This is a genomic window from Aeromonas lacus, from assembly GCF_000764665.1.
GTDB classification, from domain to species: domain Bacteria; phylum Pseudomonadota; class Gammaproteobacteria; order Enterobacterales; family Aeromonadaceae; genus Aeromonas; species Aeromonas lacus.
The window spans coordinates 1-22,716 of the sequence record NZ_JRGM01000176.1; the positions used below are offsets into that span (position 1 = coordinate 1).

Annotated in this window: 21 protein-coding genes and 1 riboswitch; of the genes, 11 read left to right on the forward strand and 10 right to left on the reverse strand. The window is 61.3% G+C overall.

What is annotated here, in order from left to right:
* Positions 1-307 precede the first annotated feature (307 nt).
* Positions 308-1,096, reverse strand: a complete 789-nt coding sequence (locus tag LG31_RS0118845) for an alpha/beta fold hydrolase (RefSeq protein WP_033115946.1) — start codon at positions 1,094-1,096, stop codon at positions 308-310.
* A gap of 113 nt (positions 1,097-1,209) precedes the next feature.
* On the opposite strand from LG31_RS0118845, the gene LG31_RS0118850 reads away from it, so the two are divergent.
* Genes LG31_RS0118850 through LG31_RS0118860 form a run of 3 tightly spaced genes read left to right on the forward strand, consistent with a single transcriptional unit; the run spans position 1,210 to position 2,462 of the window.
* The gene (locus LG31_RS0118850; RefSeq protein WP_033115947.1) at positions 1,210-1,593 is read left to right on the forward strand and encodes an MmcQ/YjbR family DNA-binding protein; all 384 of its coding nucleotides are present in this window, start codon (positions 1,210-1,212) and stop codon (positions 1,591-1,593) included.
* Positions 1,590-2,066 carry a GNAT family N-acetyltransferase gene (locus LG31_RS0118855; RefSeq protein WP_033115948.1) on the forward strand — a complete coding sequence of 159 codons (477 nt, stop codon included), beginning with the start codon at positions 1,590-1,592 and terminating at the stop codon, positions 2,064-2,066. Before LG31_RS0118850 ends, LG31_RS0118855 begins: the two co-directional genes overlap by 4 nt.
* A gap of 57 nt (positions 2,067-2,123) precedes the next feature.
* Positions 2,124-2,462, forward strand: coding sequence for a DUF3802 family protein (locus LG31_RS0118860; protein ID WP_033115949.1), 339 nt, complete (start codon positions 2,124-2,126; stop codon positions 2,460-2,462).
* A gap of 245 nt (positions 2,463-2,707) precedes the next feature.
* On the opposite strand, the gene msrA is transcribed toward LG31_RS0118860, so the two are convergent.
* The gene (msrA, locus tag LG31_RS0118865; RefSeq protein WP_033115950.1) at positions 2,708-3,340 is read right to left on the reverse strand and encodes a peptide-methionine (S)-S-oxide reductase MsrA; all 633 of its coding nucleotides are present in this window, start codon (positions 3,338-3,340) and stop codon (positions 2,708-2,710) included.
* Between the two features lie 268 nt (positions 3,341-3,608).
* On the opposite strand from msrA, the gene argA reads away from it, so the two are divergent.
* Together argA and lysC are read left to right on the forward strand one after the other, a co-directional pair.
* On the forward strand, positions 3,609-4,937 hold the full coding sequence (argA, locus tag LG31_RS0118870; RefSeq protein ID WP_033115951.1) for an amino-acid N-acetyltransferase: 1,329 nt from the start codon (positions 3,609-3,611) through the stop codon (positions 4,935-4,937).
* A 107-nt stretch (positions 4,938-5,044) separates the two neighbouring features.
* Positions 5,045-5,269: riboswitch (Lysine riboswitch) on the forward strand.
* Positions 5,270-5,359: 90 nt separating this feature from the next.
* On the forward strand, positions 5,360-6,712 hold the full coding sequence (gene lysC, locus LG31_RS0118875) for a lysine-sensitive aspartokinase 3 (protein WP_033115952.1): 1,353 nt from the start codon (positions 5,360-5,362) through the stop codon (positions 6,710-6,712).
* An 81-nt stretch (positions 6,713-6,793) separates the two neighbouring features.
* On the opposite strand, the gene LG31_RS0118880 is transcribed toward lysC, so the two are convergent.
* On the reverse strand, positions 6,794-7,879 hold the full coding sequence (locus LG31_RS0118880; RefSeq protein ID WP_033115953.1) for a protein kinase family protein: 1,086 nt from the start codon (positions 7,877-7,879) through the stop codon (positions 6,794-6,796).
* A 255-nt stretch (positions 7,880-8,134) separates the two neighbouring features.
* Between LG31_RS0118880 and LG31_RS0118885 the strand changes: the two genes are divergently transcribed.
* Positions 8,135-10,390, forward strand: coding sequence for an LTA synthase family protein (locus LG31_RS0118885; RefSeq protein ID WP_033115954.1), 2,256 nt, complete (start codon positions 8,135-8,137; stop codon positions 10,388-10,390).
* Positions 10,391-10,453: 63 nt separating this feature from the next.
* Here LG31_RS0118885 and LG31_RS0118890 read toward each other — a convergent pair whose 3' ends face one another.
* Entirely contained in the window at positions 10,454-11,470 is a 1,017-nt protein-coding gene (locus LG31_RS0118890) for a S66 family peptidase (RefSeq protein ID WP_033115955.1), read from the reverse strand.
* A 271-nt stretch (positions 11,471-11,741) separates the two neighbouring features.
* On the opposite strand from LG31_RS0118890, the gene LG31_RS0118895 reads away from it, so the two are divergent.
* From LG31_RS0118895 to cysG, 5 genes are all read left to right on the forward strand, one after another.
* Entirely contained in the window at positions 11,742-12,584 is an 843-nt protein-coding gene (locus tag LG31_RS0118895) for a patatin-like phospholipase family protein (protein WP_033115956.1), read from the forward strand.
* A 195-nt stretch (positions 12,585-12,779) separates the two neighbouring features.
* A complete protein-coding gene (gene asrA, locus LG31_RS0118900; protein ID WP_033115957.1) occupies positions 12,780-13,838 on the forward strand; it encodes an anaerobic sulfite reductase subunit AsrA in 1,059 nt (352 codons plus the stop codon).
* Position 13,839: 1 nt separating this feature from the next.
* On the forward strand, positions 13,840-14,679 hold the full coding sequence (asrB, locus tag LG31_RS0118905; protein WP_033115958.1) for an anaerobic sulfite reductase subunit AsrB: 840 nt from the start codon (positions 13,840-13,842) through the stop codon (positions 14,677-14,679).
* An 11-nt stretch (positions 14,680-14,690) separates the two neighbouring features.
* Positions 14,691-15,701: a sulfite reductase subunit C gene (gene asrC / locus LG31_RS0118910; protein WP_033115959.1), complete on the forward strand. Its 1,011-nt coding sequence runs from the start codon at positions 14,691-14,693 to the stop codon at positions 15,699-15,701.
* A gap of 197 nt (positions 15,702-15,898) precedes the next feature.
* On the forward strand, positions 15,899-17,290 hold the full coding sequence (cysG, locus tag LG31_RS0118915) for a siroheme synthase CysG (RefSeq protein WP_033115960.1): 1,392 nt from the start codon (positions 15,899-15,901) through the stop codon (positions 17,288-17,290).
* 88 nt (positions 17,291-17,378) lie between these two features.
* Here the strand turns inward: cysG and LG31_RS0118920 are convergent, their stop codons facing one another.
* The 6 genes from LG31_RS0118920 to truA all read right to left on the reverse strand — a co-directional run bounded on the left by LG31_RS0118920 (position 17,379) and on the right by truA (position 22,681).
* The gene (locus LG31_RS0118920; protein ID WP_033115961.1) at positions 17,379-17,981 is read right to left on the reverse strand and encodes a hypothetical protein; all 603 of its coding nucleotides are present in this window, start codon (positions 17,979-17,981) and stop codon (positions 17,379-17,381) included.
* Between the two features lie 307 nt (positions 17,982-18,288).
* Positions 18,289-18,606 (reverse strand): heavy metal-binding domain-containing protein, encoded by a 318-nt coding sequence (locus LG31_RS0118925; RefSeq protein WP_033115962.1) that lies wholly within the window; start codon positions 18,604-18,606, stop codon positions 18,289-18,291.
* A gap of 157 nt (positions 18,607-18,763) precedes the next feature.
* A complete protein-coding gene (gene dedD, locus LG31_RS0118930; protein WP_033115963.1) occupies positions 18,764-19,564 on the reverse strand; it encodes a cell division protein DedD in 801 nt (266 codons plus the stop codon).
* Between the two features lie 62 nt (positions 19,565-19,626).
* Entirely contained in the window at positions 19,627-20,886 is a 1,260-nt protein-coding gene (gene folC / locus LG31_RS0118935; protein ID WP_033115964.1) for a bifunctional tetrahydrofolate synthase/dihydrofolate synthase, read from the reverse strand.
* A gap of 2 nt (positions 20,887-20,888) precedes the next feature.
* Entirely contained in the window at positions 20,889-21,752 is an 864-nt protein-coding gene (accD, locus tag LG31_RS0118940) for an acetyl-CoA carboxylase, carboxyltransferase subunit beta (protein WP_033115965.1), read from the reverse strand.
* A gap of 119 nt (positions 21,753-21,871) precedes the next feature.
* Complete coding sequence (truA, locus tag LG31_RS0118945) at positions 21,872-22,681, reverse strand: tRNA pseudouridine(38-40) synthase TruA (RefSeq protein WP_033115966.1); 810 nt, start codon at positions 22,679-22,681, stop codon at positions 21,872-21,874.
* Between the last annotated feature and the right edge of the window lie 35 nt (positions 22,682-22,716).

Consider the following 22,716-nt stretch of genomic DNA (forward strand, 5'->3'; position numbering starts at 1 on the left):
CTAACATAAGCAAATGGCATGTAAGTGGAAGTTTAGGCGTATAGAATTAATTAAAGCCGTAGGTTCGATTAGCGAAACGCCCCTTTCCAGTAAAATCAGGGGGGGTGTATCAATATATTAAAAATCATCCTTGGATAAGATTAAATAACGCAACCAAAGAGAGATATTTCCTTTCCGTGCGTTCGATTACGCTTCGCTAATCGAACCTACTCGAAATAATCAAAACCTGTGTTCAACTGGTTGAAAGTAATATTCCCGTGTTGGGTTTCGCTCCGCTCAACCCAACCAACCTTATCTATTAAATGGCTTATATCGCAGCCGTCTGGTTGGATATAAACGCCAACGACTGTCGATTAAAGTGCTCCGGCTGCTCCACATTGCAGACGTGACCGCAGTTTTCGATGATCTCGAGCTGGCTGTAGGGATCGCGGGCCACCTGCTCGCGCACCGGTGCCAGAAACATATGATCCTCCTCCCCCATCACATAGAGGGTGGGAATGGGCAGGGAGCGTTCGCGGAAGTAGCGCATCAGCGGGTTAACCTCGGTGGCGAGGCGGAACCAGCGCTTGAACTCTTTCTGGCAGAGCTTGCGGGCCTCGCGCACAAAGAGGTTGCGCGACTCCTGATGGTGCTGGCGCGGCATGATGATGAAGGCAAACAGCCGGTAGAGCCACATATAGGGCAGGAAGTGCTGGCCGAGTCGGCCCAGTTGCACCAGCACCCGCGAGCGGATATCGAGCCGCAGGATGGCGCCGCCCAGCACCATGCTCTTGACCCGCTCCGGGCAGAGCTCGGCCAGATGGCGAATAAGGATGGTGCCAAGGGAGATGCCGACAAAGTGGGCGCGGCGGATGTCGAGATGATCGAGCAGTCGAACGATATCCTCGGTCACGGCCCGAAAGCTGTAGTGGCCCTTGACCACCTGTTGCAGCTGGTGGGACTGGCCGTGGCCGCGCAAGTCCAGCAGTAGCACATTGAAGTGCTCGCGATAGGCGCGCAGCTGCTTGAACCAGATGGAGGAGCTGCCACCGGCACCGTGGACAAACACCACCCAATCCCGCTCGGGACCCAGCTCAAAGGTCTTGTGATACAACATCCAATAGGCTCCCTTGGTGATGAGGGGTATACTCGGCAGCGCATAGTAACAGATGCTTTCCCCTGATTGATATGCAACCGCACTGCTCGGATCACCCACAGCGAGACCAGACCATGGAGCTAACCCCTTTACGCCACTTTCTGCTCTCGTTGCCGGGCTGTCAGGAAGATACCCCGTTTGGCCCGGAGATCCTGGTCTACCGCATCGCGGGCAAGATGTTTGCGCTGGTGGATTGGCAAGCTGACCCGCTCACCATCAACCTCAAGTGCGAACCCGAGCTGGCGCTGTTGCTGCGCGAGCTTCACCCCGAGGTGAAACCGGGCTGGCATATGAACAAGCAACACTGGAACACAGTGACCCTGAACAGCACCTTGCCGGATGATCTCTGGCAAGGCTGGGTGCACCACTCCTATGAGCGGGTGATCGCCGGCTTGCCGAAATCCAAGCGGCCCATGGCGCCCGCCCGCAATGCAGCGGATCAGGGTGCCTCGGCATGACGCCTCTCCTCTTTATCGCCCCCCTTGGCGAGCAACATATTCCAGCCCTGATCACCCTGTTCGAGCAGGCAATCCGCCACACCGGCCCCCAGCACTACAGCCCGGAGCAGGTGGAGCAGTGGGCGCTCGGAGCCCATCATCCCGGCTTTGTCAGCCAGCTGCGCGAGCATCACGGCTGGGTTGCCATGCTGGGTGAAGCGCCTGCCGGTTTTGTCACCCTGAGCGCCGATGGCCACCTCAGCCTGCTCTACGTCAGTGCGGCCCACCAGCGGCAGGGGCTGGGCAATCTGCTGCTCACCACGGCGCTGGCAGGTGCCCGCGCACTTGGCATCAGCGCCATCACAACCGAGGCCAGCGCCTTCAGTTATGAGCTATTTTTACGGCATGGCTTTACCTTGACCGGCGTGGAAAGCGTGGAGCGCGGCGGAGTCAGTTTTACCCGCCACCGCCTGCACTGCTGCTTGCCAAGCTAGATCAAGCCACTAAAATACGCTTAATTTTCGTATTGTTACTGTATTGAGGCAGCAACCATGGTGGTAGAGAGTGAAGGCTATATCTCGCTGATCGAGTATCTGGTGGAGAGTTTGGGACTGTTTGAAGCCCAGCAGCAGAACGCGGGTGGCGAGCAGACCATCGAGGATCTCGTCAGTAGCCGGGTGGCCAGCAACCTGATGGCTATCTGCGAGCAGAACCCCCAGCTGGCACCCAAGGTGCGCTTTACCATCATGCAGGAGGCGGACGCCGTGGTCGCCGATCTGGAAGAGGTGCTCTCCGCCGTCTGGCTGCGCGAGCCGACCCCGGAGCAGAAGGCCTTCCTCATCGAGTTCATCGATCTTATCAAGAATCTCTTCGACAGCGCGATCGCCTGACCGATCGCCCCTCCCGAGCTAAAACAAGCAGATATGAAAAGGGCCGCCTTGATGGGCAGCCCTGCTTGCTATCATTTTCAACCCGCCAGTGCGTTCACTCATCAGGCGGTTCTCAAGGCAAGAAATGTGTCTGGACTTCGCATCCGATCCCTGGACGCTACCTAGTTAGTCCCGACTGGTCGCAATAAGTTCCCTCCTCCGACCATTTATTTTCACTTTTTTTACGGAATCGACTACAAACCTGTTCAGCGGTTCAGGCTTGGCGGCAAACAGACTCCAATGCCACCCAATCCGCAGTAGCCATCCGGGTTCTTCTCCAGATATTGCTGGTGATAATCCTCGGCGTAGTAGAAAGGCGCCAGCGGCAGGATGCGGGTGGTAATGGCCCGGCTGTCACCACTCGCCGCCATGGCCTGCTGGTAAGCCGCCAGGCTCTGCTGGGCGATGACCTGCTGGCTCTCGTCGCCATAGAAGATGACCGAGCGGTACTGGGTACCAATGTCCCCACCCTGACGCATGCCCTGCGCCGGATCGTGCTGCTCCCAGAACAGCTTGAGCAGATCGCCATAGCTGATGACCGCCGGGTCAAACACCACCTGCACCGTCTCGGCATGACCGGTCAGCCCGCTGCAGACCTCCTTGTAGGTGGGATTGGGGGTGACGCCGCCCTGATAACCGGCGGCGGTGGAGTAGACCCCGGGCTGCTGCCAGAACAGGCGCTCCACACCCCAGAAACAGCCCATGCCAAACCAGGCGATCGCCATGTTCTCGGGCCAGGGCCCCTGAGTCGGATGGCCATTTACTGCATGCTGCTGGCCAATCACCATGGCCTCACTGCGCCCCGGCAACGCCTCTGCCGGCGAAATAATATGTTCCATCAAGCCACTCCTTGTAAAAACCGGTGCCAATGCACGATGACGAAAAGGAGCATCGAAGATAACAGTTTGTGGCACCGGATCAACCGGCGCCTCCCACCCCTTTCCTCCTCTTCACACCCCTGCGCCTCTCCTGCCACTTTGGCCAGTTACGCCCGGGCAAGGCATCCTGTTGGCCAACAAACCCAACAAAATCAATATTTAGTCTTGATTTGTGAATTTATTTTCATATATTGAGCCAATCGCTGTTTTTTTATGGAAGAAATATCAAGTGCGTGAACGTGAGCCCAGTCTGGTCAATGCCTTTCGGCAATCTACTCCCTATGTCAATGTCCATCGGGGCGCCACCTTTGTACTGATGATGGGGGGCGAAGCCGTCTGCCACCCCAACTTTGCCAATATCGTCAGCGATATCGCCCTGCTGCAGACTCTGGGCATACGGCTGGTGCTGGTGTTTGGTTCACGTCCGCAAAACGATGAAGCGCTGGCCCGCGCCGGTATCGAGGCCCAGTACCACAAGCGGATCCGGGTCACCGATGACGAGAGTTTCGCCATCATCAAACAGGTGTGTGGCGGCCTGCAGTACGACATCACAGCCCAGCTCTCCATGGGGCTCGCCAACACTCCGATGCAGGGTGCGCGGATCAGCGTGGTGAGCGGCAACTTCGTCACCGCCCAGCCACTCGGGGTGGATGACGGCATCGACTTTTGCCACAGCGGCCGGGTGCGCCGCATCGACGTGGAGGGGATCACCCGCCAGCTCGATCAGAAGAGTCTGGTGCTCATCTCCCCCATCGGCTGCTCGGTCACCGGCGAGAGCTTCAACCTGAGCTCCGAAGAGGTGGCCCGCCGGGTGGCGGTCGACCTCAAGGCGGACAAGCTTATCTGCTTCAGCAGCACCCAGGGGGTGATGGACAGACACGGCGAAGCCATCTCCGAGCTTTTCCCCGAACAGGCCGAAGAGCTGCTGGTGGAGCTGGAGCAGGCGGGAGAAGAGATGTCCGGCACCGCCCGCTATCTGCGCGCGGCGATAGCCTCCTGCCGCGGCGGAGTGCCCCGCTCCCATCTGGTGAGCTATCAGGATGATGGCGCCATGCTGCAGGAGCTGTTCAGCCGCGACGGCCTCGGCACCCAGATCGTGCGGGAGAGCGCCGAGCAGGCCCGTGCCGCCACCATCGAGGACATCGGTGGCATTCTCGATCTCATTCGCCCGCTGGAGGAGGAAGGGATCCTGGTGCGCCGCTCCCGCGAGCAGCTGGAGATGGAGATCGACAAGTTCACCATCATCGAGCGCGATGGCCTCATCATCGGCTGCGCGGCCCTCTACTGCTTTATGGAAGAGGCGATGGCGGAGATGGCCTGCGTCGCCATCCATCCCGACTATCGCAACTCCAACCGGGGGGATCAGCTGGTGGCCAAGGTGGCCGAGCGGGCCAAACGGCTCGGCATCCGCCGCCTGTTCGTGCTCACCACCCGCTCCATCCACTGGTTCCGGGAGCGGGGGTTCGAACCGCTGGAGGTGGAGGATCTGCCGGTTGAGCGCCAACGCCTCTACAACTGGCAGCGTCGTTCCAAGGTTTTGTCAAAAACCATTGTGTAACTCATTGATTCTGCGTTGAGTTAGCTGACATTTTGAACTTTTTTACAAACTCGATTGACAGTCCAATCCAACGCAAGGTATTTCTAAATGCACTCCACCGCCATGGTGGAGCCAGAAGAGGAGCGCTGCCCAGGCAGCCCGAGGGAGGACGCCAGAGTCCGGTGAACTTGGGTCAGGGGGAGCAGCGCCGAGACATCTGAGGAGACTGGAAACCTCAGTGTCGGCTGCGGGGGCTGAATCCCCCGGGTTGTCATCGGTAGTGGTCATCCCCCACCGCGCCCTGTCAGGGGCGGGTACGGGATGGGCTCTGCGGGTGGAGTGCTTCTGGCCGGGATCGCTTCGCACATTCCTGCCATTTTCAGCCTCCTCCTCTCTTTTTTGCCCGATGGATCCGGATTTTTAAATTAAGACAGGAGTAAGCAATGAGCCCGATCAATGTCGCCAAGTTTGGCGGAACCAGTGTCGCCAACGCCGCGGCCATGAACAACTGCGCCGATATCGTGCTGGCCAATCCCGCCACCCGCATCGTGGTGCTGAGTGCCAGCGCCGGCGTCACCAATCTGTTGGTGGCACTGGCGCAGGGCGAGCTGGACGACGCGGGCCGCGAAGCCCAGCTGGCCAAGCTGTCCGACATTCAGCAGACCATTCTGGCCGACCTTGGTCACCCCGCCGAAGTGACGGCCTCGATCCACGATCAGCTCGGCGAGATCCGCACCATGGCGCAGCAGGCCAGCCAGCAGACCGATGCCGAACTGGCTGATCGCCTCATCGCCTACGGCGAACTGATGTCGACCCGCCTTTTTACCGAGTTGCTGCGCCAGCGCGGCGTCAATGCCCACTGGCAGGATGTACGCCAGCTGATGCGCACCGACAGCCGCTTTGGCAAGGCCACCGTCGACCTGAACGCGACTCGCGATCTCTGCCAGCAGACGCTGGGCCCGGTGCTCGGCGACACCCTCGTCATCACCCAGGGCTTTATCGGTGCCGATGGCGATGGTCGCACCACCACGCTTGGCCGTGGCGGCTCCGACTACAGCGCGGCCCTGCTCGCCGAAGCGCTCGATGCCACCAGTATCGAGATCTGGACTGATGTACCCGGCATCTACACCACGGATCCGCGCCTCGTCACCCGGGCCCGCCCCATTCCCGAAATCAGCTTTGTCGAGGCGGCAGAGATGGCCACCTTCGGCGCCAAAGTGCTCCACCCGGCCACCTTGCAACCGGCGGTGCGCCAGAACATTCCGGTCTTTGTCGGCTCAAGCAGGGAGCCGCAGGCGGGGGGAACCTGGATCCGCTCCACCACGGACACAAGCCCGCTGTTTCGCGCCGTGGCCCTGCGTCGCCAGCAGGTACTGGTCACCCTGCACAGCCTCAACATGTTCCACGCCTATGGCTTTCTGGCCGAGGTGTTCGGCATTCTGGCCCGTCACCGCATCTCGGTTGACCTCATCACCACCTCGGAGGTGAGCGTGTCGCTCACCCTGGATCACACCGGCAGCCAGAGCAATGGCGAACCGGTACTGAGCGACAAGGTGCTGGCCGAGCTCAGCCAGCTCTGCAAAGTCGAGGTGGAGAACGAGCTGGCTCTGGTGGCGCTGATCGGCAACCGGATGAGCGAGGTCAACGGGGTGGGCAGCCGGGTATTCGATGCCCTGCGCGACCACAACATCCGGATGATCTGCTACGGCGCCAGCGCCCACAACCTCGGCTTCCTGGTCAAAGAGGGCGAAGCGGGCCAGATCGTCAACCGCCTCCATCAGGAGCTGCTGGACTGACCCTCACGGTTGACAAATCCGACCATGCAAAAGGGCACTCGCGAGGTGCCCTTTTCATTTCTGTTTCGCTGAGGCGTTGGCTCAGGCGCAGGTAGTCACTGGCAACTGGCACGCCATCACCTCTCGGCGCTGGCGCTGCAATCTGGCCAGCAGCTCGCTCTGGCCCAGCCCCAGCTCTTCGCTGGAGAGATTGTCGACCAGCTGCTCGTAGTGGTCGGTCACCGCCAGCTCCAGCCAGTCGAGACGACGCAAAGTGAGTGGGCTGCAGCTGCGGCCACTGAGATCGTCAGCCACATCGAGCCGGTGGCTGCGATACATATCTCGCCACCAGTTGGCGACCAGCGCCTCGTCGCTCGCCAGCGCGGCGCTCCACTCCCCCTGCAGGGCGTGCAGACGAGCCAGCACCGGGGCACTGGCTCCTTCGCGGATCAGGTGATGGATCTCCCGTTTCACCCACTTGAGGCAGAGTTCGCGCCAGTAGCGGAACTGCGGCAAGGGATCGGCCTCATCTAGCCAGAGCCCTGACAGAGTGCGGGTCTCAAGCCGCTCCGGCACATGAAATTGCGGGTCGACCAGCCCGTTGGAGTTGTATTCGAAGCGGGGATCAAAGGGCCACATGTAACCAAAATCGAACACGCTGATCTGCTCGCCGTCATCGAGCAGATTGCCCGGGCTCGGATCCCAGTCAAACCAACCCCAGCGGGCCAGCTCCCCCTGCACCTCCAGCATCTGCGCCAGATTGCGCTCGTTGAGCTGATGCACAGGCACGCCCCGCAGCCAGGGCGAGACCAGAATGCCGGCACGGGCAGAACCAAAGCTGGTACAGACCACGTGGGAGAGTACGGTGGGATGCAACTCGCGCAGCGCTTCAATTTCGCGGCGCCGCTCCAGTTCGGTGAGGAAAGCGGTCTTGCCATCGAGGTTGGCGACCAGCGAATCGTTGCGGCGCCGCTTGAGGCACCAGTGATGGCCATCGATCTTGAGATGAAACACCTCGGCGGTAAGACCGTGACGATAGACCTTGATCACCGACGGATGGGAATCCTTGAGTTTGACCAGCTGCGCCACGGGAAGCGGACAATCACGTTCGCGCCCGACCCGGATCTCCTCCTTGCTCTCGAGCATACGCAGCAATCTGGCTTGCCGTGCCATCACCTTGGGATTCATACATGTACCTCCTGTCGCTACTGAGAGACTAAACAGCAGCTCTCCCGCAGACCAGCAGCAAACGTTCATGATGACGCTTTCATCACATATTCCGGACAACCTCTCGATCGGGATCACAATATGCAGGGCCAGAGTGCAACCAAAAATTCATTAAGCGGTCATTAAATTGACATCCATGAACCGGCCACGCACCATCGGGTCAAATAGTATGCAGATGATCTGCATCTCTCTCACTTGCTCAAAGGATGAGCTGATATGAATCGCCCCTTCTCAGGCCGTCGCCGCGCCCTGAGTCTCTCCCGCCTGCTGCTGATCCTGCTCGGTGGCCTGCTCATCGTGACCCTGCTGCTGCCGCTCATCAATCCCGGCAGCGGGCTTGGCCGTGCCCAGCCGCTGGTGCTGGGGCCAGCCGACAACCCGTTGGCCACCCTCACCCGCCACGCCCTGCTCTACAAGAGCGATAGCCGCGGCCTCTATCTGGTAGTGCGCAGTCAGTGGCAACTGCGAGGGCCGTTGCAAGCGGGGGACAAGGTGCGGGTGGAGCTGCTCAACGACAAGGGGGTGCGGATCGATAAGCTGAGCCAGCCGGTGGAGAAGCGTCAGGTGTGTCGCCAACACCGCTGCACTCTGGATCTCAACAGCACCCTGCGCGCCCCGGACGATGCGCTGGCCAGCCGTTACCAGCTGCGGATCGGCCTGCTGCTGGCAGACCGCCCCGAGAGCGGTGACTTCAGCCAGATCCTGCAGACCCTGCCGGAGCAGGGCTTCAACCTCACCTACCTGATGGTGAGCCTGACCCTGGTGCTGGCCCTGAGCGCCGCCGTGCTGAAGGCGGTGCTGCCAAGGCTGCGCCGCAGTCTGCGCTGGCGCATCATCGGCAGCCTGCTGCTCGGCAACCTCACCTTCGTGCTGCTGCACGGCTTCGTGGTGTTCAAACTGGGGGAATTTCTGCTCTGGTCGGGCTTTCGGCCGGAGCACTACTATCTCGCCTGGGGCAGCATGGTGCTGGGCTGGAGCCTCTGTGCACTGGCCGGGTTCAACCTCTACATGGGGCTGGTCTTTACCGCCCTCTCCGGCATAGGGCTGCTGGCCAACTTTATGAAGATCGCCATCTATGGTGTGCCGCTCGGCGGCGATGATCTCGGCAACCTGATGGCGCTGCTGCGGATCCTGCAGGATCAGCACCCCGTCGTGCCGCTGCTTGGCGGCGTTATCGCGCTCTTCCTCTGCTGGCGCTTTGCCCTCTCCCGCTGGATCCTGCGCACGGCCGCAGCCACCGTTGCCTTCTTTGCCCTTTGCGTGTTTGCCACCCAGACCAGCAACAAGCTGCTGGGGGCCAACGTGCGCTACGTGGATCGGGCGGTCAACTACCACAGGGACATCATCCGCTCCGGCCCCGGCCTCTATCTCTTCAATCTGGTGGACGAAATGCTGGAGCAGGGCAGCGTGTTTCGCTACCCGCTGCAGATCAACGAATTCACCCCCCAGCTGAGCCAACCGCCGCAGGGGGCGGCGCCGCGCTGGGATCTGGTGATCGTGCTGCAATATGAGTCGCTGATGCTCGACTGGCAGGGGCGGCTCTGCACCCCCGCTCCCACCCTGAACCTGCCCGCCACCATCCAGCAGTGGCACAAGACCATCCACTCCCCCACCACTGGCGGCATGACGGTGCTGGCGGAGTTCGAGATGAACACCGGCCTGCCGGTGGGGCTGCTCAAGCAAGGGGTGGTGCCCTACTACTACCTCTCGGACCAGGTGCCGGGGCTTGCCCGCAGTGCCAACCAGAGTGGCTACCAGACCCTCTTCGTCCACCCCTATGTGGAGAAATTCTGGGGCCGCGCCAAGGCGATCCCGGCGCTCGGCTATCAGGAGCGCTGGTTCGACAGCCGCTTTACCACTCTCGAGCACAAGGGGCTCTATATCTCGGACGATGCCCTCGTTGATCACCTGCTCAAACGCAGCGAACAGGATGACAAACCGCTCTTTGCCTACGCGGTCACCATGCAGGGCCACGGCCCCTTCGATGGCCCTCGCTATCAGGCGCAGGAGCGCAGCGGCGCCTGCCCGAACGAGAGCGAGAGTGACAGGCAGCTGCTCAACACCTACTACACCGGGGTGGTGGATGCCATGGCCTCGCTGGAGCGGCTGCTCAAGAGTCTCGATCAGTCTGGCAAGCGCTATCTGGTTGTCGCCTTTGGCGATCACCAACCCTTCCTGATGTCGGCCGGCAAAGGCATTCACGGCAACAAACCGGCGCGCGATGCCACCTATCAGATCCCCATGATGGCCTTCACCCGCGCCGATGATCCCCTCAATCTGGCGACCCAGTTTGCGCCGGTGCGCCAGCTCTACCAGATGGGGCAGGCCACTCGTCAGCTGCTGGCGGGGGATATCACCCCCATCGAGGACAAGCCCCTGCTCCATCCGGTGCTGGGCGAGGAGAAGGGATTCGACGTCTCGCCGCTGGTGCCGCAGATCCGTGCCAGCTTCCGGGCCGATGCCCTGCCCTGACAATGCTATCCCCCAACAACAGACAAGGCCGCATCGGCGGCCTTGTCTGTTTACTGCGCTCTGTCAGGCACTCTGCCACCAGGGCTCCAGCAAGGTGAGCTGCTGGCGGTCGAGATCCAGCTCAGCCTCGATGCCCAGCGGCAACGTCAGCATGGGGTGGGTATGGGCGCAGTCAAACTCCGCCAGAATGGGGAAGGTCGGCTCCCCCACCACCTCCAGCAGGATGTCGAGCGGGCGTTTGCCGCTACCTTGATCGTGGAACTGCTCATGTTTGCCGAGGATAAGGGCGCCGATCCGATCAAACACCCCGCACAGCTTGAGATGGGCGAAGGAGCGCTCCACCGTCTCGGCAGATTTCAGGCTGTCCTCCAGCAACAGAATATCGCCGCGCTCGATGGCCGGCATATAGGGGGAACCCCAGATCCCCGCCATGGTGTTGAGGTTGCCGCCCATCAGCCGCCCCTGCACCCGACCTGAGCCCACCGAGATCAGCCGGTTGGGCTGGCAGAGCTTGGCCCGGGTCTGATTTTCCCAGTCCAGCCGCTCATCGCTCCACTTTGCCGGGGTGGGCAGCGTGCAGGGGACGCCAGCCTCGTCGGCCAGCACAATCTGTAAAAAACTGGCCAGCGTCTCATCCACCAGCGGCGGCAACTCGCCGAATGAGGCCACCAGCGCCGGGCCATAAAAGGTAACCAAACCAGTCTGGGCATAGATGCCGAGCAGCAGGGCCGTCACATCGGAGTAGCCCACGATGATCTTGGGATCCCGTTTTAGCGCCTCAACATCGAGGTAGGGCAGCAGGGAGTTGGAGTTGCTGCCGCCAATCACCGACATGATGCAACGCACTTGCGGGTCGCGAATAAGGGCGTTGAGCTCCTCGGCCCGCGCGGCGATGGCGCCGGAGCGCCAGTGATCCTGGTGGCCGGTGAGGCTGCCCGCCTTGAGCCGGAAGCCCTGCACTTCGAGAAAGGCTTTTGCACGGGCAAAACGGTTGGGTGCCCAGGCGGTTGCCGCGCTGGAGGGGGAGAAAAAAGCGATGGTGTCGCCGCGCTGGAGTGGCGGGGCAAGGAGTCTCGTCATCAGTCACATCCCCCGGGGCTCATCAAACCGTGAAAACAGAGCCCTGACTATCCCTTATCGCCCCTGTTGACACAACGGCTGGCTCGCCATCGTTTAGAAATACAAAACGCTTGATTCATTATTAACAGATATTCTAAACAAAACCACGCTCCTAGAATGACCTCATTGCGATAGCCAGCCCCCGCTGGCAGCCAGAATGGTCGCCCGGGCAAGCCTGAAGCTTGCCGCCGACCCACTCTCTTGCGACGCCGATTTCAATGAGGACCCCGTCATGAATAGAACCGCATCCCCCACGGCACTGGTTGTTGAAGGTGGCGCCATGCGCGGCATATTTGCCAGCGGCGTGCTGGATGCGTTTATCGAACGTGACTACCGTCCCTTTGACTTTGCCATCGGCGTCTCGGCCGGCGCGACCAACCTCTTGGCCTATCTCGCCAGCCAGCATGGCCGCAGCCACGACATCCTGACCGAGCTGGCCTGCACCCCGGAGTTTCTCGACCCGCTGCGTTTTGCCAAGGGGGGCAATCTGGTGGATATCCACTGGCTCTGGCACACCAGCTGCCGCAAATACCCCCTCGATATCCATCGCTATCGAGAGAGCGGCATCCCCTTCTATGCGGTGGTGACCAATGCCCTGACCGGCAAGGCGGAGTACATCCGGGTCAAGCCGGAGAACATGGATGAGGTGCTGCCCGCCAGCTGCGCCATTCCCCTCGCCTCCCGCGAATATCCGCAGGTGCACGGGGTGCCGATGACCGATGGCGGGGTGGCCGACTCCATCCCGGTGATCGAGGCCTACCGCCGCGGCGCCCGCCAGATGACGGTGATCCTCTCCGAGCCGCTGGGCTACCGGCTCAAGCCGATGCCCTTCCCCTGGATGATCCGCACCCTGCTCAAGACTCACCCCGCGCTGGCACAGGCGCTGGAGCAGCGGGATCGCAGTTACAACGAGGCGCTCGATTTCATCGCCAATCCGCCCGCTGATTGCCAGATCGAGGTGATCGCCCCGGCCGACTACTTCCCTGTTTCCCGTTTTACCCGCGATATCAACAAGCTGGAGATGGGATACGTGATGGGCAAGTGCGCTGGCTATCAGGCGGCCCTGCTCAATTGACAAGGGTTTTACAGGCATGACCCGACCTGCCGCGACGCACACGCCGCCACACAAGAACAATCGGGTCAGTTGAACAAGATGAGTCATAAACCGGACCGCGGCGAGAGCGGCGTAGCTCTCCCGGCTAGTCAATACCGGGACAGACACGCCCCTTTCAATGCCAAGGCATGTCACCCTCAGACAAGGTGTTTATTTATGTCGTTTCTTCTCACCCAGCCCGCGCTGGTGCAGCTGTTCGAACGGCTGCTGCCCGATTACCGGATCATGGCCCCTGCGGCCGAATATCGGGGCGGTCGCTTCTCCGACACCGACAACGTCACCTACCACAGCATCCGCCATCCGGCCGATCTGGTGTGGCAGGAGAAGTCCCACTTCTCCCCGAAAGAGGTGGTGCTCCCCATCACCCAGACCCTGTTCCACTTCGACAATCTGGAGCTGCGCGAATCGAAGGTGGAAGCCAAGCCCACCCTGCTGTTCTTGCGCAGCTGCGATATCCACGCCCTGCGCCGACTGGATCAGGTCTACCTGAAAAACGGCCAGAACAGGGACGTCTACTACGCCCGGCTGCGCAGCAAGCTCAAGCTGGTACTGCTGGAGTGCCGCGAGAGCTTCGAGAACTGCTTCTGCGTCTCCATGGGCAGCAATGAGACCCGGGACTACGCCGCCGCCATTCGTCTGAGCGATGAGGGCGCCCGCATCGAAGTCAAGGATCCCGAGCTGTTCGGCTACTTTGCCGAGCTGGGTGAATCCGATGACTTCGCCCCGGAGTTTGTCCAGAGCAACCCGGTCAAGGTGCGCACCCCGGACAGCGTCTGTGACGACCCCCAGCTGATCCGCCAGATCCTCACCGATCATCCGGTCTGGGCCGAGTACGACAGCCGCTGCATCGGCTGCGGCCGCTGCACCACCTCCTGCCCGACCTGCAGCTGCTACAGCGTGCACGACCTCACCTATGCGGAGAACCCCAAGCAGGGTGAACGTCGTCGCCAGTGGGCCAGCTGCATGGTGGATGGCTTCAGCGACATGGCCGGTGGCCACGGTTTTCGCGCCAAACATGGCGAGCGCCTCCGTTATCGCGCCCTGCACAAGGTCAACGACTACAAGGCCCGTCAGGGGGAGGAGCACATGTGCGTCGGCTGTGGCCGCTGCGACGATCGCTGCCCTCACTACATCTCCTTTAGCAACATCATCAACAAAATGACCGATGTGGTCGAACAGACCATCGCAGCCGACCACGCGCAGGGGGCGAACTGATATGTGCCAGTGCCAACAAACCGCAACAGCAGAACAGCAGCAGGAAGCGGTCGAAAACCGCCTGCTGCCCAAGGCCTACACCATTCTGGCCATCGAGCGTCACACCGAACTGGAGTGGAACTTTCGGGTCTCCCGCGACTTTGATGTCCACTACGGCCAGTTTGTGGAGATCTCCCTGCCCACCGTCGGCGAAGCGCCCATCTCGGTCTCCGACTATGGCGATGGCTATGTGGATCTGTTGATCCGCAAAGTCGGCAAGGTGACCGATGCGCTGTTTGCCCTCGATGTGGGCGACAAGGTGTGGATGCGCGGCGTCCACGGCAACGGCTATCCGCTGGAAGCCTATCGCAACCAGCACCTCATCGTGGTGGCGGGCGGCACTGGCGTCGCGCCGGTCAAGGGGCTGCTGCGTCGCTTTAGCAAACACCCGGAACAGGTGAAGTCCCTCGACATGATCCTCGGCTTCAAGAACGAGCAGGCGGTGCTCTATCGCCACGAGATGCCGCTCTGGGCCGAGCGCCAGAATCTCATCGTCACGCTGGATGAGGGTGAGGAGAGCGAGCAGTTTCGCATCGGCCGGGTCACCGATTACATCGACCAGCTGGATCTCTCGGATAGCGAGGATATCCAGGCCATCGTGGTCGGCCCTCCCGTCATGATCCGTTTCGTGGTGCTCGCCCTGCTTGAGCGCGGCATCCCCAAGGATCGCATCTGGGTCGACTACGAACGCCGCATGGCCTGCGCCGTCGGCAAGTGTGGCCACTGCCGGATGGGCGACACCTATATCTGCGTGGATGGCCCGGTCTTTCGTTTTGACCAGGCCCAGCATCTGATCGACTGAGGGAGAACACCATGAGTCTCGATATCGACATCATCAAGGCCCGCGCCAAGAACGAATACCGCCTCTCCAAGGTGCGCGGCGAAGCGATGATCAGCGTACGCATTCCCGGCGGGATCATGCCCGCCCACCTGCTGGCGGTGGCCCAGCAGATCGCCGAACAGTACGGCAACGGCTTGATCCACCTCACCACTCGCCAGAAGCTGGCGATGCCCGGCATCAAGTATCAGGACATGGACAAGGTCAACGCTGCCCTCGAACCCTTTATCAGGGAGATCGAGGTGGAGACCTGCGGCATCGAGGTAGCGGACACCCAAGCCGGTTACCAGACTATCGGCGGGCGCAACATCGTCGCCTGTCAGGGCAACACCATCTGCCAGAAGGGCAATATCGACTGTACCGGGCTGGCCCAGCGGATGGAGAAGCACCTCTACCCCAACCCCTATCACCTCAAGATGGTGATCGCCGGCTGTCCCAACGACTGCGCCAAGGCCAACATGGCCGACTTCGGCATCCTCGGCATCGCCAAAATCCACTTCAATGCCGAGCGCTGCATCGGCTGCGGCGCCTGCGTCAAGGCGTGCAGCCACCACGCGGTGGATTGCCTCGCCATCAAACATGGCAAGGCGGTCAAGGAGGAGAGCAAGTGCATCGGTTGTGGCGAGTGCGTGCTGGCCTGCCCGACCATGGCCTGGCAGCGGGATCCCAAGCAGCTCTACATGGTCAAGCTGGGGGGACGCACCAGCAAGAAGACTCCCCGTACCGGCAAGCTGTTTCTCAACTGGGTCACCGAAGAGGTGCTGCATGCGGTGATCAAGAACCTGTTCGAGTTCGAGGCCGAGATGCTGGATGGCAAGCCCATCTACCTGCACATGGGTCACCTTATCGACCGGGCCGGTTATCACAAGTTCAAGGAGCGGGTGCTGCGCGGCGTCACCCTCAACCCGGAAGCCATGGTCGCTGACCGTATCTTCTGGGCCGAAGATCAGTACGTCGCCAACATGCATGTCAAAGCGGTGCAATAGGAAAAACCTCGTTTGGGGAAGCTGATCATAGTGGCCGACAACCGGTGGGGATCTGTCGTTGGCCCGGGCGTGGATCACGCTTCCCCCTTTTTATTCCCGTTGGGGGCCTTTCCCCCAACCATCCGGGGTGCGTCACGGCGCGCCCCGTCATCTGGCCCGGCGCGGCATTGCGAGCGGGCCAGCATCCGGAGCCTGTTATGGACTTTCTCCCTCTCTTCTGTCAGCTGCAAAACAAGCCGGTGCTTATCGTCGGCGGTGGTGAGGTAGCGGTGCGCAAGGCGCGCCTGCTGTTCGATGCCAAGGCGAAGATCACCATCAATGCCCCGCACCTGGAACCCCAGCTGATGAGCTGGGCCGAGCAGGGACTGCTTACCGTCTGCGCTGCCGACTTTCACCCCGAGCTGCTCGATGGCAAGTGGCTGGTGATCGCCGCCACCAACCAGACCGAGGTCAATCATCAGGTCTTCAGCGAGGCGAGCCTGCGCCAGATCTTCTGCAACGTGGTGGACTCCCCGGCCCACTGCAGCGCCATCATGCCTGCCATCATTGACCGCTCGCCGCTGATGGTGGCGATCTCCAGCGCAGGCTCGGCGCCGGTACTGAGCCGCCAGTTGCGGGAGAAAATCGAAGCCATGCTGCCGCAACACCTCGGCCAGCTCGCGGCGCTGGCGGGCAAGCTGCGCGAGCGGGTCAAACTCATTCCGGACAAGCTGGCCCGCCGCCACTTCTGGGAGCGGCTGTTCCGCCATGATCGCCTCGCCCGCCAACTGGCCCGTGGCCAGCAGCAGGCCGCCGAGCAGAGCGTCGTCGAGCTGATCAATGAGCCGGTGCAGAGCAAGGGAAGCGTGACCCTGGTGGGCGCCGGCCCCGGCGATGCAGGCTTGCTCACCCTGAACGGCTTGCAGCAGCTGCAGCAGGCGGATGTGGTGGTCTATGACCGGCTGGTCTCGCAGGAGGTGCTGGCGCTTGTTCGCCGGGATGCCGAGCGGATTTTCGTCGGCAAGGAGGCGGGCCGCCACTGTGTACCCCAGCAGGCGATTAACCAGCTGTTGCTGGAGCAGGCACGCCTCGGCAAACAGGTGGTGCGGCTCAAGGGGGGCGACCCCTTTATCTTTGGCCGTGGCGGCGAGGAGCTGGAGACCTTGGCCGAGGCGGGGATCCCCTTCTCGGTGGTACCGGGCATCACTGCGGCCTCAGGCTGCGCCGCCTACAGCGGCATTCCCCTCACCCACCGTGATCACGCCCAGCGGGTGCAGTTCATCACCGGCCACGACAAGGAGGGCAATATCGCCCAGGAGTGGTCGGCGCTGGCTGCGCCCCGCCAGACCCTGGTCTTCTACATGGGGTTGGCCCATGCCGGCCGCATTCAGGACGAGCTGCAGACTCACGGCATGCCCGGCCACACCCCGGTAGCGCTGGTGGAGCAAGGCACCCGGCTCAGCCAGCGGGTGGTGCGCGGCGAGCTGCAACAGCTGGCGCTGCTGGCCACTCAGGTAGAGAGCCCGAGCCTGATCATCATCGGTTCGGTCGTGACCCTGGCTGACAAACTGGACTGGTACGGCGAAGGCAATACCCTGGCCGGGGTGTAACCGCTCATAGCGAGCCCCTTCAGTAGACCAGTAAAAAAGCGACGCAGGCCATGGCCTGCGTCGCTTTTATCGGAATTGGGAAACAGATTTATTCGAAGGAGATTGGGCCAGTCGAGCCTGCGTCACTATCCTGCCACTCGCTTTCACCGCGCACCCGCGGATCGCCCTGCAGGGTATAGAGGATCATCCCCTGACGGATCTGCAGCGCCCCATCGGCACGCTTGGCCTTGACCTTGACGTCGTTGACCCACACCTGCTCCTTGCCATCAACCCGGATGACGGCCACTGTCTGGCCAGTCCCGCTGTTTTTGGCAATCCACTTGCCCTGATAGGGAGAATCCCCCTTGGCCATCGGCAGAGAGGTGGCCTTGCCTGCCGACCAGGATTGCACGGTGCAGATGCCGTTGGCACGGTTATCGTGCTTGATGGCGTAATCAATGCTCGGCTCGCTGGTGGCGGAATCTGCGCTGATACCGATCATGATCTTGCCGCTCTGGGCAGAGTAGGCATTGGGCGCATTGGTCTTCAGCGAGGCCTTTTTGCCGTTGATATAGACATTGCCATCCTGCGACTTGACCTTGATGTCCATCGGGCAGTCAGCGGTAAAGTTTGGTACCGCAGCCGCCGCGCTGCCGGCATAAGCAGCGATGGCCAGAGTGATAACAGTCAACAGAGCAGATTTTTTGTGCATCCTGATACGCCTTCAAGAAATGGTGGTTCAAGAAAAGTGGGTTCATCCATGATGGGAGGTCATCCTGATGGCAACAACTCTAGTCCAGCCGATGAGGGCAACCCAGTTAAAAAAAATAAAACCCGCGCCAGCCGGTTATGAAAAAATATAAATAAACAAAATCAATACGTTAATTTCAAAACTATCTTCATCATCCCCCTATCTGGCATCTCTGTTCTCAAACGTCGCGCACAAAAAAGCCGATAACCCGGTTATCGGCTTGCCATTTCAACACGCAGGTTCAACGCACGGGGGAAAGCTTGCTATCTCAAACCACCACGGCGGTGCCGCTGATGCTGACCATCAGCATGCTGCCGTTTTGCCCCACCACCTCGTAGTCGATATCGATGCCGACCACCGCATTGGCCCCCAGCGCAGAGGCGCGCTCCTTGAGCTCATCAAAGGCAATCTCACGGGCACGGGCCAGCTCTTTTTCGTAGGCGCCGGAGCGGCCACCGATAATGTCGCGGATCCCGGCAAAGATATCCTTGAACAGGTTGGCGCCAAGGATGGCTTCGCCCACCACGATGCCGCGGTATTCACGAATGCTCTTGCCTTCCAGGGTGGGGGTTGTCGAGAGGATCATCTTGAGCTCCTATGGGTGACAGAGGGCTCAGACTAACCCAACTCCCCGCAAATCCCAACCAAGTGGTTGCCTTTGCGACGCGGCACTTAAAAATAGCGGCGACCAGATAAAACAACACCGCGACGGGCGCGGTGTTGTGATGCGAGAGCAATGACACTCAGGGATTGTAGGCAACGACCGAGCCGCTCAACCCCGTCATCTGGGAAATCTTCCCCTGGATCCCCTGCAGCTTGGCCTTGGAGACATCCGGCCCGATAAAGACCCGGTTGATCTGCCCCTGCACCGGCGTGCGCGGCGAGGTGTGGGCCGAGTAGCCCGCAGCCCGCAGCTTGCTCACCAGTGCGTTGACGCTGTCGACGTTCTTGAACGCGCCGAGCTGGAGGATCCAGCTCCCCTGCGCCGGTGCCGCGGCGGGCGCTGGCGTGGTCGGCTGGCTCATCTTGCTCTCGATAAGGTCATCGAGGGACTTGATCTGGCCTGCCTGCTGTTTGGCGGGAGCCGGCGTCGGAGCCTTGGCCACCTCGACCGGCTTGGTCGGGGCCGGTTTTGGTGCCGGCTTGGGTTGTTCAACCGGCGCTTTGGCGACCACTTCCGGCTTGGGTTGCGGCTTGGCAGGAGCGGCTTGCTGTACCGGCTGCTGCGCAACCTGCGCACCGGCCTGCTGGGCTGCACTCCCCTGATTGCCGAGGGTCATGGGGTCGGCGACCTCTTCCACCTGCCACTGCTGGGCGGCCGAGGCTTGCTGCTGGCTGGCCAGATGCTCGGCCGGCAGCGTAGTTGCCGCCGATACCTGCAACGCCGGCTTGGCTGGCTCAAGCTCAGGACGCAGCGGAATTTTGGCAAACGCCTCCTCCTTTTGCGCCAGCTTGTGACCATCCAGCAGGTCCGGCAGGAAAATAACGACCAGGGCCACCAGAATAACGGTCCCCACCAGACGGTTTTGAAACTTCGAGGCCAAGTTGACTCCTACTTCCTTTACTTGATCCAATTCATGGCATGCCCCCGACAAAGAGGGGCTGGCTAGCTGGCGAACCCCGCCAGCACATCGGCGACAGTGTAAAACGAACCAAACACAATGACCATATCGTCAGGACTCGATACGGCCAAGGCCGCCTGATAGGCAGCCTCGACGCTGTCAAAGGTCGTCGCCGGCCCCTCTCCGGAGCCAAGCGCCTGTGCCAACTGGGCCGCACTTGCCGCCCGCGGGCCGGTCAGGCTGGCCAGATACCACTCGCCGATCAGACCGTCGAGCTCGGCAAGCGACCCCGCCATATCCTTGTCCTTGAGCATGCCGACCACGGCGCGGCGCACACCCGAACAGGGCATCTTGCGCAGCTGGGCGGCCAGATAGGCGGCCGAATGGGGATTGTGGGCCACATCGACGATAACCAGCGGAGCGCTTTGCAGCTGCTGCATCCGGCCAGCCAGCCGGGCATTGGCCAGCCCGTCGCGGATGGCAGACTCCGGCAACGGCAAACCGAGGGATTCCAATGCTGCCAGCACGGTGACCGCGTTCATCAGCGGCAGCGCCGGTTTGGGCAGGTCGCGCCACTGGTGAAGACCGTGGTAATCCCAGCAGGTCTCGTGCTCATCGCCACGAAAATCGATACCGACCTGACGCAGCTTGGCGCCAATGCGTGCCGCCTCGCTCGCGATGGTCGCTGGGGGATTAGGCTCGCCGCTGATGGCGGGTTTGCCGGCGCGATACACCCCGGCTTTCTCCACCGCCACCGCCTCGCGGGTATCACCCAGCCAGTCGCAGTGATCGAGGGCAATGGAGGTGATCATGGCCACATCGGACTCCACCACATTGGTCGCATCGAGCCGCCCACCCAAGCCGACTTCCAGCAGCAGTACATCGGGTGCGGCGCGGCAGAAAAGCCACAAACCGGCCAGCGTCGCAAACTCGAAGAAGGTGAGCGCTATCTCGCCGCGCGCCGCTTCCACTTCGGCAAAGGCGGCGCAGTGATCGCTGTCGGCCAGCTCCTGACCATTGACCCGCACCCGCTCGGTAAAGCGCAGCAGATGGGGCGAGGAGTAGACGCCGACCTGGTAGCCGGCAGCCATCAGAATGCTGGCCGCCATGGCACAGCTGGAGCCCTTGCCGTTGGTGCCCGCCACCGTGATCACCTTGAACGGCAATCGGGTGAGCCCCATGCGACGGGCAACCGTGCCGACCCGCTCCAGCCCCATGTCGATAGAGACCGGATGGATCTGCTCCAAATAAGAAAGCCAGTCGACAAGCGACCGGCTTTGGGATTGATGCATGTTTGAACTCATCTTTACTCTGCGATGACGTGAGTATTCATCAGTTTGGCAAGCAGGCTGGCCAGACGGTTGCGCATTTCGCGGCGATCGATGATGAGGTCGATGGCGCCCTTCTCCAGCAGAAATTCGGAGCGCTGGAACCCTTCCGGCAACTTCTCGCGAACGGTCTGCTCGATAACGCGCGGGCCGGCAAAGCCGATCAGCGCCTTGGGCTCGCCTACGTTGATGTCGCCCAGCATGGCCAAGCTGGCAGAGACGCCCCCCATGGTGGGGTCAGTCAGCACGGAGATGTAGGGCAGGCCCGCCTTGGTGAGTCTGTCCAGCGCAGCACTGGTCTTGGCCATCTGCATCAGGGAGAACAGCGCTTCCTGCATGCGGGCACCGCCGGAGGCGGAGAAGCAGACCAGACCACGGCCTTCCTTGATGCACTCCTCGACAGCGCGCACGAAGCGGGCACCGACCACGGAGGACATGGAGCCACCGATAAAGGAGAACTCGAACGAACAGGCGACAACCGGCACCCCTTTGAGGGTCCCTTTCATCACCACCAGCGCATCTTTTTCACCCGTCTCTTTCTGAGCGGCAGACAAACGATCCTTGTAGCGCTTGGAATCCTTGAATTTCAAGACATCATGGGGCTCCAGCTCGGCACCGATCTCGGTGCGGCCCTGCTCGTCGAGAAAACTCTCGAGACGGGCGCGAGCGCTGATGCGCATATGATGATCACACTTGGGGCACACTTCGAGATTGCGCTCCAACTCTGCCCGGTAGAGCACCTGTTCACAAGCACTGCACTTGGTCCACACCCCTTCCGGAATGTTGTGACGACGAGGGGCAGTGATCTTGCTCTTGGGAAGAATCTTCTCAAGCCAGCTCATGGAATTCCTTAATGCTTTTGTGCCTGACAAAACGCATCGAGCCTTGTCTGTTCAATGACTTAATAGCTCGATGGCAACAAATGACGGGTCATTAAACCACAATTTTTCGGGCGCAGTTACTAAAAACTGGTCGTACCCGGTGCCGAGTCCGGCAGCCACAACGGGCCAAGCGGTACCCGGGGCAGAGCCAGTTCAGCCGGGTAATCCACATCGACCAGATAGAGGCCACCCGCTTTGGCAGTTGGCCCGGCCAGATTGCGATCACGGGCGGCCAGCACCTCGGCTACCCACTCCACCGGTTTAAGCCCCTGCCCCACCAGCAGCAGCGAGCCGGTGATGTTGCGCACCATGTGGTGCAAAAAGGCGTTGGCCCGGATATCGAGCACGATATAGGGGCCCTGACGGCTGACACAAAGGTGCGTCACATTGCGCCACGGCGTCTTGGACTGGCAACCGACGGCCCGGAACGAGCTGAAATCCTGCTCGCCCAGCAGGCACTGCCCGGCCTGATGCATCAACTCGGCATCAATCGCCTCGTGATAATGGCTGACGCCGCTGCCGAGAATGGCTGGCCGGTAGTTGTGGTTGTAGATGACATAGCGGTAGCGACGGGCGGTAGCACTGAAACGGGCGTGGAACTCCTCGTCCACCTCCTTGACCCAGCGCACGGCGATGTCGGGCGGCAGGTTGGAGTTGAGACCCAGAGTCCAGGCCCCTTCGGCACGCTTGGCATCGGTATCGAAGTGGATCACCTGACCGGTGGCATGGACACCGGCATCGGTGCGTCCTGCGCACTGGATGGAGACCGGATGATTGGCGATCCGGCTGAGGGCTTTCTCCAGCTCCTCCTGCACGCTGATCACTTCTCGCTGACGCTGCCAGCCGAAATACCGGCTGCCGTCATATTCAATACCTAGGGCAATTCGCATGGATAAGGGTGTCTTTTGGTAAAGCAGTGAAAGAA

Bases quoted from the DNA above. Each gene is read 5' to 3' on its own strand.
- LG31_RS0118845 (WP_033115946.1), bottom strand. From the start codon at position 1,096: ATGTTGTATCACAAGACCTTTGAGCTGGGTCCCGAGCGGGATTGGGTG.
- LG31_RS0118850 (WP_033115947.1), top strand. From the start codon at position 1,210: ATGGAGCTAACCCCTTTACGCCACTTTCTGCTCTCGTTGCCGGGCTGT.
- LG31_RS0118855 (WP_033115948.1), top strand. From the start codon at position 1,590: ATGACGCCTCTCCTCTTTATCGCCCCCCTTGGCGAGCAACATATTCCA.
- LG31_RS0118860 (WP_033115949.1), top strand. From the start codon at position 2,124: ATGGTGGTAGAGAGTGAAGGCTATATCTCGCTGATCGAGTATCTGGTG.
- msrA (WP_033115950.1), bottom strand. From the start codon at position 3,340: ATGGAACATATTATTTCGCCGGCAGAGGCGTTGCCGGGGCGCAGTGAG.
- lysC (WP_033115952.1), top strand. From the start codon at position 5,360: ATGAGCCCGATCAATGTCGCCAAGTTTGGCGGAACCAGTGTCGCCAAC.
- LG31_RS0118880 (WP_033115953.1), bottom strand. From the start codon at position 7,879: ATGAATCCCAAGGTGATGGCACGGCAAGCCAGATTGCTGCGTATGCTC.
- LG31_RS0118885 (WP_033115954.1), top strand. From the start codon at position 8,135: ATGAATCGCCCCTTCTCAGGCCGTCGCCGCGCCCTGAGTCTCTCCCGC.
- LG31_RS0118890 (WP_033115955.1), bottom strand. From the start codon at position 11,470: ATGACGAGACTCCTTGCCCCGCCACTCCAGCGCGGCGACACCATCGCT.
- LG31_RS0118895 (WP_033115956.1), top strand. From the start codon at position 11,742: ATGAATAGAACCGCATCCCCCACGGCACTGGTTGTTGAAGGTGGCGCC.
- asrA (WP_033115957.1), top strand. From the start codon at position 12,780: ATGTCGTTTCTTCTCACCCAGCCCGCGCTGGTGCAGCTGTTCGAACGG.
- asrB (WP_033115958.1), top strand. From the start codon at position 13,840: ATGTGCCAGTGCCAACAAACCGCAACAGCAGAACAGCAGCAGGAAGCG.
- asrC (WP_033115959.1), top strand. From the start codon at position 14,691: ATGAGTCTCGATATCGACATCATCAAGGCCCGCGCCAAGAACGAATAC.
- cysG (WP_033115960.1), top strand. From the start codon at position 15,899: ATGGACTTTCTCCCTCTCTTCTGTCAGCTGCAAAACAAGCCGGTGCTT.
- LG31_RS0118920 (WP_033115961.1), bottom strand. From the start codon at position 17,981: ATGCACAAAAAATCTGCTCTGTTGACTGTTATCACTCTGGCCATCGCT.
- LG31_RS0118925 (WP_033115962.1), bottom strand. From the start codon at position 18,606: ATGATCCTCTCGACAACCCCCACCCTGGAAGGCAAGAGCATTCGTGAA.
- folC (WP_033115964.1), bottom strand. From the start codon at position 20,886: ATGAGTTCAAACATGCATCAATCCCAAAGCCGGTCGCTTGTCGACTGG.
- accD (WP_033115965.1), bottom strand. From the start codon at position 21,752: ATGAGCTGGCTTGAGAAGATTCTTCCCAAGAGCAAGATCACTGCCCCT.
- truA (WP_033115966.1), bottom strand. From the start codon at position 22,681: ATGCGAATTGCCCTAGGTATTGAATATGACGGCAGCCGGTATTTCGGC.